Origin of the sequence: Candidatus Pantoea gossypiicola (assembly GCF_008632075.1) — a bacterium.
GTDB classification, from domain to species: Bacteria; Pseudomonadota; Gammaproteobacteria; order Enterobacterales; family Enterobacteriaceae; genus Pantoea; species Pantoea gossypiicola.
Window position 1 is genome coordinate 142,607 of the sequence record NZ_VWVM01000008.1, and the last position, 19,957, is coordinate 162,563.

The 19,957-nt window shown below is 55.5% G+C and carries 16 protein-coding genes; 10 read left to right on the forward strand and 6 right to left on the reverse strand.

The features are described 5' to 3' along the window. Positions 1 to 339 precede the first annotated feature (339 nt). From F3I20_RS12515 to ddlA, 5 genes are all read left to right on the forward strand, one after another. Positions 340 to 1,026, forward strand: a complete 687-nt coding sequence (locus F3I20_RS12515; RefSeq protein ID WP_150013495.1) for a DUF1120 domain-containing protein — start codon at positions 340 to 342, stop codon at positions 1,024 to 1,026. 3 nt (positions 1,027 to 1,029) lie between these two features. Further along, on the forward strand, positions 1,030 to 1,770 hold the full coding sequence (locus F3I20_RS12520; protein ID WP_150037696.1) for a fimbria/pilus chaperone family protein: 741 nt from the start codon (positions 1,030 to 1,032) through the stop codon (positions 1,768 to 1,770). Between the two features lie 18 nt (positions 1,771 to 1,788). After that, entirely contained in the window at positions 1,789 to 4,152 is a 2,364-nt protein-coding gene (locus F3I20_RS12525) for a fimbria/pilus outer membrane usher protein (protein ID WP_150037695.1), read from the forward strand. After that, the gene (locus tag F3I20_RS12530) at positions 4,149 to 4,700 is read left to right on the forward strand and encodes a DUF1120 domain-containing protein (protein ID WP_150037694.1); all 552 of its coding nucleotides are present in this window, start codon (positions 4,149 to 4,151) and stop codon (positions 4,698 to 4,700) included. Before F3I20_RS12525 ends, F3I20_RS12530 begins: the two co-directional genes overlap by 4 nt. A 90-nt stretch (positions 4,701 to 4,790) precedes the next feature. After that, a complete protein-coding gene (ddlA, locus tag F3I20_RS12535; protein ID WP_150013503.1) occupies positions 4,791 to 5,888 on the forward strand; it encodes a D-alanine--D-alanine ligase in 1,098 nt (365 codons plus the stop codon). A gap of 20 nt (positions 5,889 to 5,908) precedes the next feature. On the opposite strand, the gene F3I20_RS12540 is transcribed toward ddlA, so the two are convergent. The 4 genes from F3I20_RS12540 to F3I20_RS12555 form a co-directional block, all read right to left on the reverse strand. Then, positions 5,909 to 7,330 carry a GGDEF domain-containing protein gene (locus F3I20_RS12540; RefSeq protein ID WP_150013505.1) on the reverse strand — a complete coding sequence of 474 codons (1,422 nt, stop codon included), beginning with the start codon at positions 7,328 to 7,330 and terminating at the stop codon, positions 5,909 to 5,911. 269 nt (positions 7,331 to 7,599) lie between these two features. Further along, on the reverse strand, positions 7,600 to 9,075 hold the full coding sequence (locus tag F3I20_RS12545; protein WP_150013507.1) for a SulP family inorganic anion transporter: 1,476 nt from the start codon (positions 9,073 to 9,075) through the stop codon (positions 7,600 to 7,602). Next, positions 9,072 to 9,707 carry a carbonic anhydrase gene (locus tag F3I20_RS12550; protein WP_150013509.1) on the reverse strand — a complete coding sequence of 212 codons (636 nt, stop codon included), beginning with the start codon at positions 9,705 to 9,707 and terminating at the stop codon, positions 9,072 to 9,074. Before F3I20_RS12550 ends, F3I20_RS12545 begins: the two co-directional genes overlap by 4 nt. A gap of 579 nt (positions 9,708 to 10,286) precedes the next feature. After that, entirely contained in the window at positions 10,287 to 11,096 is an 810-nt protein-coding gene (locus F3I20_RS12555) for a 5'-nucleotidase, lipoprotein e(P4) family (RefSeq protein ID WP_150037715.1), read from the reverse strand. 106 nt (positions 11,097 to 11,202) lie between these two features. Here F3I20_RS12555 and F3I20_RS12560 point away from each other — a divergent pair, with 106 nt between their 5' ends. Further along, positions 11,203 to 11,910: a purine nucleoside phosphorylase YfiH/LACC1 family protein gene (locus tag F3I20_RS12560; RefSeq protein WP_150013511.1), complete on the forward strand. Its 708-nt coding sequence runs from the start codon at positions 11,203 to 11,205 to the stop codon at positions 11,908 to 11,910. Positions 11,911 to 12,108: 198 nt separating this feature from the next. Then, complete coding sequence (locus F3I20_RS12565; RefSeq protein ID WP_150013513.1) at positions 12,109 to 14,127, forward strand: NADPH-dependent 2,4-dienoyl-CoA reductase; 2,019 nt, start codon at positions 12,109 to 12,111, stop codon at positions 14,125 to 14,127. Here F3I20_RS12565 and rlmG read toward each other — a convergent pair whose 3' ends face one another. Further along, positions 14,128 to 15,246, reverse strand: coding sequence for a 23S rRNA (guanine(1835)-N(2))-methyltransferase RlmG (gene rlmG, locus F3I20_RS12570; RefSeq protein ID WP_150013515.1), 1,119 nt, complete (start codon positions 15,244 to 15,246; stop codon positions 14,128 to 14,130). Positions 15,247 to 15,329: 83 nt separating this feature from the next. On the opposite strand from rlmG, the gene F3I20_RS12575 reads away from it, so the two are divergent. Further along, a complete protein-coding gene (locus F3I20_RS12575; RefSeq protein ID WP_013359120.1) occupies positions 15,330 to 15,833 on the forward strand; it encodes a M48 metallopeptidase family protein in 504 nt (167 codons plus the stop codon). On the opposite strand, the gene F3I20_RS12580 is transcribed toward F3I20_RS12575, so the two are convergent. Then, positions 15,830 to 17,518 carry a chloride channel protein gene (locus F3I20_RS12580; RefSeq protein WP_150013517.1) on the reverse strand — a complete coding sequence of 563 codons (1,689 nt, stop codon included), beginning with the start codon at positions 17,516 to 17,518 and terminating at the stop codon, positions 15,830 to 15,832. The two genes, F3I20_RS12575 and F3I20_RS12580, sit on opposite strands and share 4 nt — an antisense overlap. Positions 17,519 to 17,664: 146 nt before the next feature. Here F3I20_RS12580 and F3I20_RS12585 point away from each other — a divergent pair, with 146 nt between their 5' ends. Next, a complete protein-coding gene (locus F3I20_RS12585; protein ID WP_150013519.1) occupies positions 17,665 to 18,651 on the forward strand; it encodes a Gfo/Idh/MocA family protein in 987 nt (328 codons plus the stop codon). 256 nt (positions 18,652 to 18,907) lie between these two features. After that, on the forward strand, positions 18,908 to 19,876 hold the full coding sequence (locus F3I20_RS12590) for a TerC family protein (protein ID WP_150013521.1): 969 nt from the start codon (positions 18,908 to 18,910) through the stop codon (positions 19,874 to 19,876). The last annotated feature ends 81 nt before the right edge of the window (positions 19,877 to 19,957 follow it).

Sequence of the window (19,957 nt, forward strand, 5' to 3'; positions counted from 1 at the left end):
CTCTCTACTTTATCGCTTAATGGCCAGGTTACTCATTACTGCATTTCAAAAAAACAAAACCTCCTATCAACAACAATCACCAAATGATGATAAATTTACTTATTACTAACCTGAACCATTAATAAACGAATATGTTAGCCTACCCATCCTGAAATAAATCCCACAAATCAGGGAAATCATTATTTGAAATCAATGTCTCATCTTAATGAGTAAAGATGCATTGCGCCTCACGTCTGTTATTCATACTGGCATTGCGTTCGAATTAATGAAACTAACCGAAGAGCCAAATCGGTATGTTTAGTTCGGCTCTTTACTTAAATCACTAAACAGAGAACTATTATGCGTAAATTACTGTTAAGCACAGCCGTTGTCGCCGCGATGGCTTCTGTCAGCTTTGCGGGTCAGGCTGCTGAATCCGCGACACTTGCAATCACCGGTACGATTACCCCAGCCACCTGTGATGTGTCGCTGAGTTCAGCAACTGTTGAATTCGGTAACATCGCCGCGTCTACGCTGACCACAGCTTATAATATCAAAGCGGGTAATGATGTGACCCTGAATGTGGATTGCGACGCTGCTGCCGCAACCGCAATCCAGACCACTGACAACCGCACAGCCAGCGCAATGACGCTGGCTGAGGTCGAAGAGCAGATGAAGTTCTCTTCTAGCTTCCTCAGCACCAACCTGTTTGGTCTGGGTACCGACAGTGCGCAGGGCAAAGTGGGTCTGATGGCTATAGGTATTACGGCTGCAACGGCTGATGGTACGGCTAACACCCATGTGCTAACCAGCACCGACAAGGCGACCTGGACCGCAACCACACTTTCAGCGACGAGCACTGCAGTTCTGGAAAAAAATGGCTATTTTGCTCTGGCTTCTGATGCTGACACAGCTGCACCCGTTGCACTGACCAAATCAACCTACACCCTTTCTCCACAAATCATTCTGAAGAACGCCAGCCTCTATCCGACTGGTGAAGAAGTACCCATCGACGGCAACGTAACTTTCTCCGTTGTTTATCTGTAATTTTTGATTGTTCCAGCGAAGGCTATCGGGCCTTCGCTTATTAGAGCTTCGGATATGAATACATTGATCAAAGCATTCTCTCTCAGCGTTCTGTTTTCATTATCTGCCTCTGCGGTATACGCAGCCGGAATGAAACCCGAGGTACCGGTATTATTCCTCGACGATCAAAATCGTGAAGTCACCATCAATGTGCTGAATACCGATAACAGTACCGCACTGCTGCACAGTAGCCTGCAGACCATTCCTGAAGATCCGGAAAATAAGCTGATTATTACGCCACAACTGGTGCGTGTCGATGGTGGAAAAAAACAGCAGATCCGTGTGGTATTAAAAGATGGCGTGAAGCTTGATAAGCAAAAAATGCAGCGCATTGATTTTGTTTCTATCCCCCAGGATGATGGCAAGAAAAATCGCGCCCGTATTCTGATTGGCCAGAATATTCCGGTCATTATTTCTCCCGCTGATCTGCCTTTAAATACTTCGCCCTGGACTGGTCTGACTTTCCAGCGCACAGGTTCATCCCTGAGCGTTGAGAACCCTACGCCTTATATTGTCAGACTGACCAAACAGGTGGACCTGCTGCCCGGTAAGCAGTCGGTTGAGCTGAAAAACACCTACATTCTGCCCGGCGAGAAATTTTCTGTGTCTTTGCCTGCGAGTGCAGCAGACAACGTGACATCAGTTCGTCTGCACCCTGTTACCCGGTACGGAATATTGACCACGCCGTTCGATGCGAAGTTATAAGTACGACTGCTGTCAGCCATGAAACCATTTTTACTATTCGGCCTTTTTATCACTTCAGCCAATGCGCTGGCGGCAAACGGTTATGACCAGGAGATGCTGAAAGCACTCGGCTACGACGCCAGTGCCGCAGAACTGCTTGATGCAGGCACGCATTTTCTTCCGGGCGAACAACCCGTCAATATTGTCGTTAATGATCAGAGTAAAGGCGTACATATCCTGACGTTCGATCAGGCTGGCAATCCCTGCTGGTCAGTCGAACTGTTGCAAACGCTGGGTGTTAATCCTGAACGCTTTCGTCGCGTGGATCACGCTGCCTGTCTGCAACTGCCGATAGAAAGCCCGATCCTGATGGAACAACAGGTCGATCGCAGCAGCCTTTTGCTCAGGGTTCCGGCCAGCGATCTGTTAAATGAACAGCACTATTCCAGCGGGGGTAACGCCCTGATTGTTAACTACGATGGCCGACGCTATCAGTATCAGACGCGCGCCGGAGAGAACCACGACTCCCAGACGCTGACCTCTGAGATCGGTGCCAACATCAATAACTGGATTTTCCGCAGCGGGCAGAGTTACGCCAGTCAGGATGAAAAGCATCAGTTGACCCGGCTCTACAGCTATGGCCAGCGTTCCGTTCCCGGCTGGGCTTCGGTGATACAGATTGGTGAGATCACCGCGGGTGATTCATTGTTCTCAGGTATCAATCTGCTGGGCGCACAAATAGTGCCGGAGCGCGGGTTACAGAATGGCGGAAACGGTGGTGTTTCGCTGGATCTGCTGGTGTCACAAGCGGGTAACGCTGAAGTCTGGCAGGCTGGCATTTTGCTGAAGACCTTTCAGGTTAAAGCCGGTATGAATACACTCGCGGACATCCCAGCCATCAATCAGTCAGACGATTTTGAGATCATCAGCCACGATCAGTCCGGCAATCGTCAGCAGCAGACTATTCCCTACATTCAGGCGAAAGCCAACCTTACACTGGCAGATGCCGGAACCTCTCTGGCTGTTGGACGACTGCGTTTAACCGATGAGCAGTTCCCTCTGGTGGTCGGTTCCACCAGTGTTTATCAGAATCACTTTATGGCGGTAATGGCGGGCGGACTGGTTAGCGAGAATTATCAGGCCGCTTCCTGGCGCACCACGCTGCGGCTTACCGAACGTCTGATGGTCTCTGTGACACAGACCGCATCGCGCGCGCAGGATGCGGCGGAGAGTGAAGATAAAAAACAGGGATTAAATCATCAGATCAGCGTCAGCGCAGGCGTGACGCCCCGTTTGTCAGTGACCTCTTCTGCTGGCTTTCGTAGCCGGGACTATATGGACCCGGGCAGTTCATGGAGTTCAAAAAAAACCAGTGAGCAGAATGGCCAGACCAAATCTCAATATGCTGTCGGGCTGAGCTACAGTCAGCCGCAGCTTGGCGTGCTCTCATTTTCCGGCAGCCTGTCGCAGAACTGGCAGGGATCAGAAAACGTAGGCTATATCTTCAGCTGGGGCCGCGCCTTCGGGAAAGTGAACGTTAACCTCGGCATCCAGAAAAACCGGCTGACGCTGGATCAGCGTCGTACCGATGACCGTTACGTTTACCTCAACCTCTCTGTTCCACTGGGTAACAGCAGCAGCATGCGCAGTTGGGTCAGCGAGACTAATCATAAAACCCGGACGGGAATCGGCTTTGACAGTACCCTGAATGACAAATTTGCCTGGAGCCTGTCGGGAGAGAAAAGTCAGCAGGAAGATGCGTCGATTGCCGGTTCCGCGACCTGGACCACCAAATATAGCCAGTTCAGCGGTGGCGCGTCACGCACTGAAAACACCACCAGCTATAATCTGGGTGCGCGCGGCGGTGCCGTCTTGCACGGCGAGGGGCTGACCTTTACGCCCCGTAAAGTGGGCGATACTTTTGGCATTATTTCACTCAACAGTCCGCAGTCGGATGTGAAGATTCGCACCCCTGGCGGCACGGTGTGGAGCGATCGCAGCGGCCATGCCATCGCCTCATGGACCCCGTGGCAGAAGAATACGGTGCAGATTGAAAACCAGAGCCTGCCAAAAAACGTTCAGATTATTAGCGGCATTGCCGACATCACGCCTTACCGCGGTGCGGTGGTGCCGGTTATTCTGCCAGCCTTCACCGTACGCCGTGCACTGGTGAGCTTCCCGGCTAATGAAGGCCCGACGCCGGGCGCACCGGTAAAAAATGGCAAAGGAACGCTGATCGCTTTTGTTAATGAAGATGGCACGCTGTTTTTCGACGACCTGCCGGACGAGCCGCTGTTTAGCCTGCGCCACAATGGCTCCCAATGTGAACTGAAACTTACCACGCCCTGGTATGACGAGCCTGGCACCCTTTATGCTTCACTTTCTGCGAGATGCGTCCTATGAAACAGCAATCCATTCTGTCACTGCTGCTGGCTATCAGCGGCCTTTTTACTGCCACAATCCTTCATGCAGAATGCGAGGTTCAGCTCAGTGAGCCTCACATAAATTATGGCGAAATGACTCGCGGCGAATTGCTCTCACGTCCCGGAAATGCACTTTCCGCCGCAGAGCTGCGCATGGGTGACGAACGTGAATCAGAGATCACCGTGATCTGTGACCGTCCGACACCGCTGACTCTGACATTTACCGGACCGCCTAAAGATAACCAGAACTATCAATTTGGTGAGCAGGGTCGGGCAACGCTGACCTTACATGATGTAACGATTGACGATCGCCCGGTAATGATCGAAAGCGCAGGAAATGAGGCTGCGAAAATGGCGTTTACGGCCAGCAATCCGATGCGGTTCCGGAAAGAGGGCCAGATTGTCTCGGGCAGTACTTTACGTGCGAAGGTGACGATTGCGACATGGCTGCCCTCCAGCGCCACCCGCGTTAGCGATCGTCAGCACTGGCAGCTGAACGGCAGCTTTCTGGTCAGCAGCGACGGATAATCTTCCCGCCCACAATTCCCACCCCACCCTATTCCCCCGCGCAGGCCCCATGCTATCTTGTGGTTTTGATTTTTTCAGTGGGCAAAACAGATGACAAAGTTGCGGGTAGGGATCGTATTTGGCGGCAAATCGGCTGAGCATGAGGTGTCGTTGCAGTCGGCCAAAAATATCCTTGAGGCGATCGACAAAACCAGGTTTGACGTGGTGTTGCTGGGCATCGACAAACAGGGACACTGGCGTCTGCATGATGCGTCGAACTTCTTACTGAACGCTGAAAATCCGGCGCTGATCGCGCTGAATCACGCCGCTGAAGATGTGGCACTGGTGCCGGGTAACACGCAGCAGCAAATCATCACCCGCCACAACGCCCATCCGCTGTCGCAGATCGACGTTATCTTCCCTATCGTGCACGGTACGCTGGGTGAAGATGGTTCCCTGCAGGGTCTGCTGCGCATGGCCTCGCTACCCTTCGTCGGTTCCGACGTGCTGGGTTCTGCAGTCAGCATGGATAAGGATTTCACCAAACGTCTGTTACGCGATGCTGGTCTCAACGTCGCGCCATGGCTGAGCGTCACTCAGGCACAACGTGCCCACCTGGACGCCGAAGCCGTGATAGCCCGCTTTGGCCTGCCGCTGTTTATCAAACCTGCCAACCAGGGTTCATCAGTTGGCGTCAGCAAAGTGGATAGCATTGAAGAATTTGATGCTGCGCTGACACTGGCCTTCTCCTTTGACCGCAAAGTGCTGATTGAGCAGGGTATCAAAGGCCGGGAGATTGAGTGCGCAGTGCTCGGCAACGATGCGCCCGAAGCCAGTCCCTGCGGCGAAGTGGTGGTGCATGACGCCTTCTACTCTTATGACACCAAATATATCTCTGAAAGCGGTGCACAGACGGTAGTGCCGGCAGCCATTGCAGCGGAAACCAGCGATGCAATCCGTGACGTCGCTATCAAAGCCTTCTCCGCGCTGGAGTGCTTTGGCATGGCGCGCGTCGATGTGTTCCTGACCGATGACGGCAAGATTATCGTCAATGAAGTGAATACTCTGCCCGGCTTCACCAATATCAGCATGTACCCGAAGCTGTGGCAGGCGGCCGGACTCAGTTATCAGGGTTTGATCAGCCGTCTGATCGACCTGGCGATTGAACGCCATCAGCAGGCCAGCACCCTGAAAAGCAGCGTCAGCTGACCGAACCCGGTGACGTGGTGTTATGCCACGTCGCTGGTAATCGTGCGGTAGTTAACCGGCGAAGTCTGATTACGGCCATTGCGCTTCGACAGATAGAGATTTTTATCCGCCGCAGAGATTAGCCGGTTGATCACGCGATGCCATTCCGTCACCTCATCGGCACTGCCATGGGCCAGCCCCAGGCTGACGGTCACCGTAGCCGTGCTACCCTGCAACCAGAACTTCTCTTTCGCCATCTTCTGCCGAATCGCCTCCGCCAGAAAATAGAGCTTTTCCGCGTTCTGGTCGAACAGCACCACCACAAACTCCTCTCCGCCAAAGCGACAGATGCGCCCCGCTTTACCCACCACCCGCTGCATCCGGCGGGCGATCTCTTCCAGAACGCTATCACCTGCATCGTGACCAAAATTGTCATTAATGGCTTTGAAGTAATCGACATCCAGCAGGATCACGCCCACTTTACGATCCGGGAAAATCGGCTCAGCACGCAGGCTTTCATATAAACCGGAACGTGACAGCAGGCGGGTCAGGAAATCATAATTCGCGCGCAATGCCAGACGCTGATTAAGCTGGCGGATTGCATCCATACTTGCGGCCACGATCAGCGGACTGATCGCGATGGTCGCCACGCCCAGCCGCGCAGAGGTCAGATGGCTAAGCGGCAGCAGATTGTCATCGCCCTGAATGTTCATCACACCATGAGAAACCAGAATGATTTCGGTAATGCCGGTCAGCAGGATCACCAGGCTGGTCAGCGGCATCGGCAACACAATGGCGCACCAGACCAGCGCCGGAACCGGCAGCGTCAGGCTGCCCGCGCCGCCCATCATCGCACCGATCATCAGCGAAACCACCACGGCGATGACCGGTGCCAGCTTGCGGATTTGCAGAAACTGGCGGGGCGACAGTGACGACCAGTCACGCGTCAGCAAAAAGGGCAGCAGCATCAGCCCGGTTGAGAACTGCTCGCTGAACCAGTCACCCCATGCTACCGCCAGTCTGGAATCAAAATCAGCCTGCTGTGCCAGCGCTCCCCAGCTGGCACAGGCTAGCGCAGCCAGCAGACAGGCAGGAAAAATACGCAGCACACTGGTAATACGCTCGCTGCCGGAGTCGTGCTGAAGATGCTTTACCAGCAGCGTGGCGGCCACCAGCACAAACAGAAGATTTGCCAGGTTGAGGGTAAATGCAGAGAGTGCCCAGCCGGAAAATACGGTGTCGTTAAACACCATTGCGGCAAAGATGGCCAGATAAGAGCGGGTCTGATGCAGAAAAGGATTACGGACGATAACGCCAGTGACGATCGCGTTGACTGGCCAGAACAGAGACAGCTCCTGAGGGAAACGGAGGTGTCCGCCGATAAAGCAAAACAGCAGCGTGATCAAAAACAGCAAAAATGCGTTCGTCTTAGCGTTGTGCTCTTCAAACAGCTGTATGCGCATACATCCGGACCTTGTCGCAGAGAGGCTGGCTGTCCACGCCAGCCTGAACAGGCGCGTGGTGTCAGAATGATTAAATCCTGCATACCCTCAATGTCATCCGGCGATAAAACCTCATTTCGTGGGCTGATTCAGGAAAGTTATCCTGCAGAGGCTAAACCCATCAGATGACAGCAGAAATTGGGAACTTATTATGCCTCGCAAATAAAAAAATCGGATATCCGAGATATCCGATTCTTGCCTTTTAAACGACTTTACCGTTGCGCTAAGCGCTATTTTACCGCAACCGGCCACTGACTCAGGCGAATGCCGCGTTTATCGGCGTTATCACCAAAATCTTTCAGCACCGCTTTAACGTCCGGATCGATATATTCCGCATTGTCGTTATCCACGATGACCACGCTGTTCTCCGGAATCTCGTCCAGCAATCCCTGCAACTTTGGATTGTGCATAAAGGTCAGGTTCTGCTGGAAACGCAGCACGTAATGGTCATCATAGCGGGTAAGCTGCAGTGCGTTGCGATGGCTCTTATAGATGCTGTAGAGGATTTGCGTGGCGATACCGATGCCAATACCAACCAGCATACCCAGCGTGATAATCCCGACGATGGTGGCCAGAAACGGCACGTACTGCTGTGCCCCCATCCGGAACTGCTCAACAAAGAGTTTGGGTGTCGCCAGCTTATAGCCCGTATAGAGCAGCACGGCAGCCAGGCTGGCCAGCGGAATGGCATTCAGCATCTCGCTGAACCACATGCCGCAAATCAGCAGCAGCACGCCGTGGATGAAGATTGAGAGCTTCGTCTGCGCGCCTGCACTGACGTTAACCGAGCTACGCACAATCACTGCCGTGATCGGCATCGCCCCAAAAAAACCGGCCGCCAGGTTACCGATACCCTGCGCGAACATCTCTTTGTTGGGCGACGGCGCGGGCGTCTGAGGGCGCAATTTTTTCAGCGCCTCCTGACTCAGCAGCGTTTCCAGACTGGCAACCAGTGCTAAAGTCACCGCCACTACCCAGACCTGTGGATTCTGCCAGGCCATCCAGTCGGGCGTTTCCAGTTCAGCCACCAGTGCGGAAACGCTGTCAAATGCAGGCAACGAAATGCGCGCCAGCCCCTGCGTCATTTCAGGGAAGAGCCGCCCTCCTGCTACCGTCGCCAGACAGCCGATCAGCACCGCAATCAGCGGGCCAGGGATCCAGGCCAGCGCTTTGATCCGTTTTACTGGCGCGGTCGTCCAGAGACAGAGAATGGCCAGGCCGACACCCGCCACCAGGATTGCGGGCAGCGAGAAGGTCATCTGGCCGGTCACCAGGGACACCAGCTCCGCATCGCCAGCGGCACCCAGCGCTACCGGAATCTGCTGCATAATCAGCAGCAGGCCAATCGCCGCCAGCATTCCTTTTATTACGCTACCTGGCACCAGCGAAATAAACCGCCCGGCGCGCAGCAGGCCGAACAGGCATTGCAGTGCCCCAGCGATAATCAGCGCAGTGAGAAAAGCAGAGAAGCTGCCCAATGATGCCATTGAGGCGACAACGATGGTGACGAGTCCCGCCGCCGGCCCACTCACAGCAAACCGGGATGGGCTTAGCGACGTCACCACCAGACCGCCAATCACACCGGTCAGCAGACCGGCAAACGGAGGTAATCCGCTGGCCTGTGCGATGCCAAGGCAGAGCGGCAAGGCGACCAGGAAAACCACCAGACCCGCAGGAATATCGCGACGCAGGGTATCGAGGTTCATAATGAAGGCTCCTCTGCAGATTGATGAATCAGCTCTTTGAGATGGCCGGAGCGCAGGTCATAAACGCAACCAAACACCTCCAGTTCCTGGCCCGATTGCCAGATTTGCCTGACCGGTTCAGATTTCACCAGCCGGGCGAATTGCGCCTTAACATTGGCCTCAACCAGCCGATCGAGCTGTTCACCCGGCGGCGCGTCTGAGAGGGAATTTTCTGTCAGACCCGCCTGTATATCATCACGCAGGGTCTGAATGCGTCTCGCCAGCGCGCTCACCTGCCCGTCCAGCACGCTGCCCGGCAGATTTTGCGCGGCTTCTACACCGCCGCAGCCATAGTGACCGCTTAATACAATGCGTTTAACGCCGAGAAAGAAGAGTGCGTATTGCAGTACGCTCAGTAAATTGTCATCGTCCTCAATCACCATGTTGGCGATATTGCGATGCACAAAGAGTTCGCCAGGATGGGAGCCGGTTAAGACTTCTGCCGGAACGCGACTATCAGAACAGCCAATCCAGAGTGAGTGCGGCTTTTGCTGATGAAGAAATTTATTAAAATAATCCGGATTACGCTGGCGGCGCTGTAAGGCCCAACTGCGATTTTTCGCTAATAAGGGTTTAAGTGTCGTCACAATCATCTTCTCTCTACTACCGGGATGTCGCATCCTGGCTAACCACAAAGTGTATCGGCTCACAAATAAAGCGTGAGCCGCCAGGTTAATAAGAACTGAGTCACAGAAAAAGGTTATAGACGTTAACCAATTTCAATGCACGCGTAATATTTCACAGCGATTTAACAACGCCGCTATTGTCAGTAAACAGTCAGTAAAGGTCAGGGTTAAGTAAATTTAATTCAGCGACAGAAATGAGGATAAATAAATAAATCGCCTTATTATTTCATTAAAATCAACTATCTAAAATTAAAAGCAAAATAAACTAAAATTAACGCTGACAAATAAATACAATCAGTAAATGAGGGGATATTAACTGCCATACCAACCGGTGGGCCTTTTACCAGGAATACTCTTAATTAAAAAATTAACCATTAGCACAATCCACCGGCTTAATTGCTGACAGGCAGTTAAATATGCCTGTAATACGAGAGGAATGAAGCAAGAGATGATTAAATTGATTTGCAGCAGAATAGTGACGGCAGTAAGTAAATCAGGACCATTTCTGAACAGAGCCTGAACGAGCAGGCTCTTTTTCTTGACGAATTATTTACCGTTCCAGCTTTGCAGCCGTGATTCCCGCACCGACAACTGCTGTTCCGGTGTCAGTTTATTGTAGTTTTCCGCCATTCCGCTCTCCCAGTCGCCGTAGAGCGGATTCGGCAGCACGATGAACTGCGTACCAAACTGCTGGTGATTAAGATTCACAAAATCGCGACGCGTCTGATTACCCTTATGCCAGGTCGAGCCACCGAAATCGTTGAGGTTGTCGCCGACATAGAGCACCACGTTGTAGCCCGCGTTTTTGATGGCATCAAAACGCGCCTGCTTGTTGGAGCTGTCGGTATTCAGACGTACCGTTTTATCGCTGACGTCAGGGAAGCCGAGCTGCTGCATATTGGCAACCGTGGCGGCGTAATCTTTCTGATCGCGGTTCGACACATAGAACAGCGTGCCGCCGTTCTGCGTGACGTGACGTGCGAACTCTACTGCACCCGGCACTGCTTTCGCCTGACGCGCCTGCGTCCAGGCTGACCAGGTTTTGCTGCTGAACGGCTGGCCGTTCTTCGCCTGCCATGCACTGTAGGCGCTGTTATCCAGCATGGTTTCATCCAGATCGACAATCACCGCTTTAGGTTTGCCGGTCAGCGAGGGTGCCTGATCATACGCCATACGCGCGGTGTTAAACGCCTGCCAGGTCAGCGCCTGATATTCGCCTGACTGCTGGAACCAGTTCAGCGCCAGTACCGATTGCTGGCCAAGTTGCTGTTGCGCAGTCTGATGTGACGACGAGGCGCAGCCGCTCAGCAGCAGCGCGACCAGTCCGGATGCAGCGAGTTTTACGGAGGTATTCATCATTTCATCCTTAAGGTGATAAAGGTCTGAGGAGAAGCTTCAAAAATGTAGCAGTTAACGTAAGCTGTGGGCAGCCCAACGCACGCTGTTATAACAGGAGATTCTTATGGCCGTGATTCCGCGCTCGCCGTTGCTCGATTCGCTGGAGTGGCTCGATTATGCGTTTCAGCCCGCCGGTGAGCCGCCTCCCGCCGATGCCGCCTGGGGACATCAGCGCCACAGCGCGATCGTGGTCACCGACATTGAGAACATCCCGCCGAAAAGCTGCGAATCGGATGGCGTGATCGGCAGCGGGACGCGTCCGGTGGCGGTCTACACCGCTGACTGCCTGCCAGTGTTGTTCGCCGACCGCAATAAGCGAATCGTGGCGGCAGTTCATGCGGGACTCAAAGGGACACTGGCGGGCGTGCTGACCCGTGCCGTGGAAAAACTGGGCGAGCAGGGCTGTAAGCCGCAGGATCTGGTGGTGGCCATCGGTCCGGCAATGGGGCCCTGCTGCTATGAACTGGCCGAACCGCAACTGGGGGAGATAGCGCAGAACCCGGCGTTTGCCCGCGGGCTGCGCTGGCACCGCAAGCAGCCAGTTAACCCGCTGGCGCAGCGTACTCAGGCCTCTGCCCACCAGCAGGGCGTCTGGTTCGATTTGCCTGCGCTGGCGACGCAGTTGCTGGTGAACGCGGGTGTGCCGGCCGCACAGATCGATAACGTGAAAGTCTGTACCTACTGCATGGCTGAGAGCGGATCAAGCTACCGCTTTAATACTCACCATGGCAGCGGCTATCGCTCACGCTATTCGTGGATCCGACGGCGTTAAGCGTTTCAGAGCCAGAAACATGAAAGGACAAGGATAGGATAGTTGTGCTGCGTAAGGCACAACCTCCCTGCTCCCGCTCATCAGCACTTCCCCGCAGATGTTTATGATTTCACTCACACCCTGACATTCTTTCACTTTTTTTTAACGCAGAAGTAGCTAGAGTGAACTCATCCGACCACTTAACTGTGAGTGACTATCATGTCCGTCAATCCTGCTTATCCTGCGCTGTTTACGCCGCTGGATCTTGGCTTTACCCAATTGAAAAACCGCTTTCTGATGGGGTCGATGCACACTGGTCTGGAGGAGCATCCGGATGGCGCAGCGCGGCTGGCGGCGTTCTACGGCGAGCGGGCGCGTGAAGGCGTCGCATTGATCGTCACCGGCGGCATTGCGCCTAATGCTCAGGGTGTCACCACCGCGCATGGCGCGATGCTCATCGACGAGGCGCAGTGCAGCTGGCATCGGCAGATCACGGCGGCGGTGCATCAGCATCAGGGCAAAATCGCCCTGCAGATCCTGCATACCGGCCGTTACAGCTATCAGCCCGATCTGGTTGCACCTTCGGCACGTCAGGCCCCGATTAACCCGTTTACGCCACAGGCGATGAGCGAGGCGGCGATTGAACAGACCATTGATGACTTTGCCCGCTGCGCCCGTCTGGCGCAGCAGGCGGGCTACGATGGTGTGGAGATTATGGGTTCCGAAGGCTACCTGATTAATCAGTTTCTGGTGAAGCACACCAATCAACGCAGTGACCGCTGGGGCGGCGACTTCCGCCAGCGGATGCAGTTCGCGCTGGCGATTACCCACGCGGTACGTGCCGCAACCGGCGACGCCTTTATCATCATCTTCCGGCTGTCGATGCTTGACCTGATCGAAGAGGGCAGCACGCTGGAGGAGACGCTGCTGCTGGCGGGCGAGCTGGAGCAGTGTGGCGTCACGCTGTTCAATACCGGGATTGGCTGGCACGAAGCGCGCATCCCGACCATCGCTACCTGTGTGCCACGCGCGGCCTTTGCCTGGGTGACGCAGCGCCTGCGCGCGCATGTGTCAGTGCCGGTGATCGCCACCAATCGCATCAACCACCCCGCCGTTGCCGAAGAGCTGTTGCAGTCGGGCTGCGCCGATATGGTCTCGATGGCGCGCCCTTTCCTCGCCGATCCTGCTTTTGTCAGCAAAGCACAGCGCGGCGAACCGGACAGCATCAACACCTGCATTGCCTGTAATCAGGCCTGCCTCGACCAGGTGTTTGCCGGTAAGATCACCTCCTGTCTTGTTAATCCGCGCGCCTGTCATGAGTCGCTGATGCCGGTCATCGCCAGCACCGCACCGCGCAGGCTGGCGGTGGTGGGAGCCGGTCCCGCCGGAATGGCGTTTGCGCTGCAGGCGGCGCAGCGCGGCCATCAGGTGACGCTTTATGAGGCTGAGCCCGATATTGGCGGTCAGTTCAATATTGCCCGGCAGATCCCCGGAAAATCAGAATTCAGCGAAACCCTGCGCTATTTCCGCAATCAGCTGGCGGCTGCGGGCGTGACGGTTAAAACCGGCTGTCGGGTCACGGCAGATCAACTGAGTGACGCCGAGGAAGTGGTGCTGGCGACCGGCATTCAGCCACGTACGCCCGATATTCCGGGCATCGATCATCCCAGCGTGCTCAGCTATCTTGAGGTGCTGCGCGATAAGCGTCCGGTGGGTAAACGGGTGGCGATTATCGGCGCGGGCGGCATTGGCTTTGATGTAGCGGAGTATCTGTCACAGCCTTCACATGACGAGGATCGGGCAGCTTTTTACACCGAGTGGGGCATCGACCATAGTCTGACGCAGCGCGGCGGCATCGTGAAACCTGAGCCGCCTGTCGCGTTACGGCAAATCTGGCTGCTGCAGCGCCGGGCGGGAAAACCCGGTGCCGGGCTGGCAAAAACCACTGGCTGGATCCATCGCGCCAGTCTGCAGGCACGCGGCGTGGATATGTGGGGCGGCGTGGAGTATCTGGCGATTGATGACAGCGGCCTGCATCTGCGGCGTAATGGCGAAATGCTGCTGCTGGCGATCGATAACGTGATTATCTGTGCCGGACAGGAGCCGCAGCGCGAACTGGAAGCCGCGCTGCGTGCAAAAGGACAGGTAGTGACGGTAATAGGCGGCGCAGATGTAGCGCAGGAGCTGGATGCGCGCCGCGCGATTGCGCAGGCGACGCAGCTGGCTTTAACGGTCTGACTAGCGCATTTTCACCGCGCGCAGCACCACAAACTTCTGGTTAGAGGCGATCAGCGTACAGTTGCCGAACAGCTTCTTCAGCTTGTGGTGATAATCGAGGTGGCGGTTGCCGACAATGCGCAACTCGCCACCATACTGAAGGCAGCGTTTGGCATCGCGGAACATCTGCCATGCCAGATGATCGGTGACGGCGTGCTGCTGATGGAACGGCGGATTACACAGCACCGCGTGTAGCCGATCTGACGGATAGCCGCTCAGCACGTTGTTCACCAGGAACTGACAGCGCGACAGATCGTCAGGACGGTTCACTTCCACGTTAAGCTGGCTGGAGGCGACCGCCATATAAGACTCATCAAGAAAATGCACCTCGGCCTGCGAATTCTGCTCCAGCGCCACCAGCCCTACCACACCGTTGCCACAGCCCAGATCGACAATCTCACCCTCAATATTTTCCGGCAGATGCTGCACAAACAGCCGTGCGCCGATATCCAGCGAAGAGCGCGAGAAGACGTTGGCGTAGTTGTGAATCTGATAAGGGGTGCCATCCAGCGGCCAGACCAGTGTTGGCGTGGCCTCACGCAGTGCAGGTTTGCTGAACTGGCTGAAGATCAGACGCGCTTTTTTCCACGCCAGTGAGGTTTTGGTTTCACCGATAATCTGTTCGAACAGCTGAAGGGTAGAGGTATGGATCTCTTTTGCGCGCGCCGCCGCCAGAATCACCGTATCGGGAGTGACCACGTCGCGAATGGCACGCAGCTGATGCTCCAGCAGCGCCAGCGTTTTCGGTACCTTAATCAGCACCGCCGCCGGAGCCGCCGGCAGTTCCGCCAGGCTATCAACAAAGTGTACGTCGCTGTCATCCAGCCCATTAAAGGAAAGGTTCTGACGCGCGGCCTGCTGGCTGAGCCAGGAGTCGCTGACGTGCCAGACGGTGCGTGGACTCAGGGCGCAGGTTAATGCCCCGAAACTGTCGTTGAAGACCAGCACCGGCCCTTCCGGCAGCGCCTGCTGTAACAGATATTCATCAGCCGCATCCCAGGCTTGTAATGGACTTTCGTCACGCATCTGCGGGAAGCGATGCAGGATCAGTGTGCGATCGTTCAGTTCAAGTTGGCTCATGAATTCTCCGGCGTGGTACACTTTGGTTGATTTTCGCCCCAAAAACGGGGGCGCAGTATACTGTCTTTCGCCTGGAATCCCTAATGTCCTCACTGATCTACCTTCAGGGTTATCCTGCCCCCCTTCTTGAGCAGGTGCAGACGCTGATTACCCACCAGCGCTTAGGTGCGTTTTTGCAGGAGCGTTATCCCGACACTCACGACGTGATGAGTGATAAAGCGCTGTATGACTACACTCAGGCGCTGAAAAACCGCTACATGCGCAACGCACCACCGATCAGCAAAGTGATGTGGGATAACAAGATTAAGGTGATGAAGCACGCACTTGGCCTGCACACGGCCATCTCACGGATTCAGGGCGGCAAACTCAAGGCGAAAGCAGAGATCCGCATCTCGACCTTTTTCCGCCTCGCGCCGGAGCCGTTTCTGCGCATGATTGTGGTGCACGAACTGGCGCACCTGAAAGAGAAAGATCACGATAAGGCGTTTTACCAGCTCTGCTGCCATATGGAGCCGGATTACCACCAGCTCGAATTTGATGCGCGACTCTGGATGACTGACCAGGCGATGCGCGGCAACGCGGCTTAAAGAAACTCCTGCGCTTTCTGAATCAGACTGGTTTTAGTCAGCGCGCCCAGAAAGCGTCGCTCCTGGGGATTGTTCAGCACCGGCAGTCGCTCCAGCGTAACCGCCGCAAAGGCTTCCCAGCCTTCACGCATACTCTGATTCTCAAACACCACCGGGAAGTCCTGATCCATCACGCACTGTACCGGTGAATCGAGTGTGATCTCCTGCGCCAGCACCCGGCGCGAAATCTCATGAATCGAGACCACGCCGAGGAAGGCACCCGCAGCGTTGATCACGTAAACATAGCGTTCACGCTTCAGCGAGCTGACCGCCAGCGCCTGCCCCACGGACTCCGCCGGCTGGAGGGCCGCACCGGGAATGATCAGCTCGGCAATGCGCATATTATCGAAATCATATTTCGCCTCTGAACGGCTGAAGTGATGACTCACAACCGGGTAAGTGCTGGCCGATTGCAGGCGATAGACCACCATCGACGCCAGCACGGTAGCAATCATCAGCGGGAACAGCAGGCTGCTGTTGAGCGTCATCTCCAGCACCATCAGCATCGCCATCAACGGCGCCTGACTGACCGCTGCCAGCACTGCCGCCATGCCAATCGCGGCATAAAGCAGCACATTACCCAGCGGCAGATGCAGTGCTGCCCCCACCGTTGCGATGATGACGCCAAGCAGTGCGCCAATCAGCAGCGAAGGCGTAAAGAGTCCGCCGACCGCGTTCGACCCTACCGACAGGCTGGTGGCAAGGGTTTTCAGCACCAGCAGCAGCAGCAGACCTGGCAGCAGATAGTCGCCTGCCATGACTTTGACGATGACTTCGTAGCCGTTGCCGAGGATATCGGTGGAGATCAGCGCCAGTAAGCCTACGGCGAATCCGCCCACGCCCAGACGCATGGGCAGCGAGGCGACCCGGCTGAACAGCATTTTGCTGCGGGCAATGCACTTAATCAGCATCCAGCCCGCCAGACCGGCGCTCAGACCGATCACCACCGTCATCAGCAGGCTGCTGAGATCCATGGCGAAGCTCGCGTCCGCCAGCGGATAGAGCGCGCTGCGGAAGCCCAGCGTCCACATAGTCATCACCGCCGTCGCCGAGGCGATAATAAGAGGGATCAGCCGCTGCAACGCGGAAATACCGAAGGCGATCTCCGCGACGAAAATCGTCGAGGCCAGCGGCGCATGGTAGACCGACGAGAGTCCCGCCGCGGCCGCCATCGCCACGACGTCACTGTTTTTCAGGTTAAGCGAGGACGGTAACAGGCGGCCAATCGCGCTGCCGCACAGTGCTGAGAGCTGCACCATCGGCCCCTCTTTACCGATCGACGCGCCGCTGCCGATACTGGCAATCGACGATAAGGCACGGAACAGCGAGGTTTTGGTCGGCACCGCATCGAGCCGGGCGTTGATCACTTCAAGGTAATCCGTTTTCACCGTCTGCTGCTGCTCAATGGCAACCGCATAACGCAGGAAAAAGCCCGCCAGCACGCCGCCCGCGCCCACCAGCAGCGGCCAGAAGATCCACGGCCAGAGATGCAGGGATTCGGTAATGTCGCCACTGCGGGCAAACAGCAGATGGTTGATCAGTTCAATGACGCCACGAAAAGCCAGCGTCACCAGCGACGCCGCACACCCGACCGGAATAGCAATCAGCAATGTGGTCCAGTTTAATGCGTGCTTACTTGCTTTCACCTGTGCTCCCTGGTTGATGCCTGTTTATTCTCGCTTCCGCATAGTATTGGAATGCGGATCGCAGGATCAATCCCTGCCTGCCCGGCGCGCTTGCACCGCGTCGGTGAGATGTTACTCTGCCGCTTTACCGCTGCCGGAGAGATGACGTGATTCGTTTTGCCATTGTGGGAACAAACTGGATTACACGCCAGTTTATTGATGCCGCTCATGAAACCGGGGCGATGAAGCTCTGCGCGGTCTATTCACGCAGTCAGCAGCAGGCTGACGCCTTTATCGCCGATTATCCCTGCAAACAGACCTTCACGTCACTGGACACCCTGGCCGCCAGCCCAACGATCGATGCGGTCTATCTTGCCAGTCCCAATGCCCTGCACTGCGAGCAGGCGCTGCTGTTTATGTCGCACGGCAAGCATGTCATTTGCGAAAAACCGCTGGCCTCGAATCTGGCCGAAGCAGAGAAGATGATCGCCTGCGCTCGTGAGCATCAGGTGGTGCTGTTTGAGGCATTTAAAACCGCCAGCCTGCCGAATTTTCTGCGGCTACAGCAGGCACTGCCTGACGTGGGTAAACTGCGAAAAGCGCTGCTGAATTACTGCCAGTACTCCTCACGTTACCCGCGCTATCTCAACGGCGAGAACCCCAATACCTTTGATCCGCGCTGGTCGAATGGCTCGGTGATGGATATCGGGTATTACTGCCTGGCCTCGGCGGTGGCGCTGTGGGGCGAGCCAGATAGTGTGCAGGCCACCGCGACATTGCTGGCGAGCGGCGTGGATGCGCATGGCGTCGTCGTGCTGAGCTACGGCGATTTCGACGTAACGATTCTGCATTCAAAAGTGAGTAACTCCAGCCTGCCCAGCGAGATTCAGGGTGAGGCGGGCGCACTGGTGATTGAAAAGCTATCGGAGTGCCAGCAGCTGACCTTTATCCCTCGCGGTGCGGAAAAGCAGGCGCTGAGTCAGCCGCAGCATATCAACACCATGCTGTACGAAGCGGCCGCGTTTGCCCGGCTGGTTGAGCAGCGCCAGGTGGACCATCCGGGACTTGAGGTTTCGCGCATTACCGCCGCGCTGCTGACCGAAATCCGCCGTCAGACCGGCGTGATCTTCCCGGCCGATCAGACTGCTGTGTAAATATTTCTAAATATGTCTGCGAGGAGTTGCTTCCTGTGCGGCTAAACCGTAACTTACCTTCCTGCAAAGGGGAGTAACTTGTAAGCTGATTGATCGTCACTACGATGCACAGGCATCCGGTCATCAGGCAACCCGGAATCCATTTCTGAGTTGTAAGTGAGACCTTGCCGGAAGGCGAGGTTTGCTTACACAAAAATAAGCGGCTGACGTCTTCTGACTTCAGCCGTTTTTTTATTTTTTAAGACAGGATACGAATATGCAAACTGTGGGTACGCCTTTACTGTGGGGCAGCTTTGCGGTTGTGGTGCTGATCATGCTGGCTATCGACCTGCTGTTGCAGGGACGCCGTGGCGCACAGACCATGTCTTTCAAGCAGGCGGCTGTCTGGTCGCTGATCTGGGTTTCCGTCTCACTGCTGTTCAGCGCCGCCTTCTGGTGGTATCTCGAGGGCAGCGCAGGACGTGAAGTGGCTAATACGCAGACGCTCGCCTTTCTGACCGGTTACGTGCTGGAAAAAGCGCTGGCGGTGGATAACGTCTTCGTCTGGCTGATGCTGTTCAGCTACTTCTCTATTCCGGCCAACCTGCAGCGACGTGTGCTGATCTACGGCGTACTAGGCGCTATCGTACTGCGTACCATCATGATCTTCGCAGGTAGCTGGCTGGTCACGCAGTTCAGCTGGATCCTCTATGTGTTCGGTGCCTTCCTGCTGTTTACCGGGGTGAAAATGGCGCTGGCGAAAGAGGATGACGGCGCGGTAGGTGATAAGCCGGTGGTGCGCTGGCTGCGTAAGCATTTACGCATGACCGATGACCTTGATGGCGAGAAGTTCTTTACCCGCAAAAACGGCGTGCTGTTTGCAACGCCGCTGCTGCTGGTGCTGATCATGGTGGAACTCAGCGACGTGATCTTTGCCGTCGACAGTATCCCGGCGATTTTCGCCGTCACGACCGACCCGTTTATCGTGCTGACTTCAAACCTGTTCGCGATTCTGGGTTTACGTGCCATGTACTTCCTGCTGGCGAACGTGGCAGAGCGCTTCTCTATGCTGAAGTATGGCCTGGCGATTGTGCTGGTGTTTATCGGCTTTAAGATGCTGATTGTCGACTTCTACCATATCCCGGTTGGAATCTCACTGAGCGTAGTCGGTGCCATTCTGGCGTCTACCCTGCTGATTAATGCCTGGGTTAACCGCAAAAGAGACCAGAAAAAGCTCACACCATAATTACCTGCAGGGGCAGCGGATGCCCCTGTTTTATTTTGCGACAGCCTGCCACGCCATTTCATCTCTCTGTCACACTTCCAC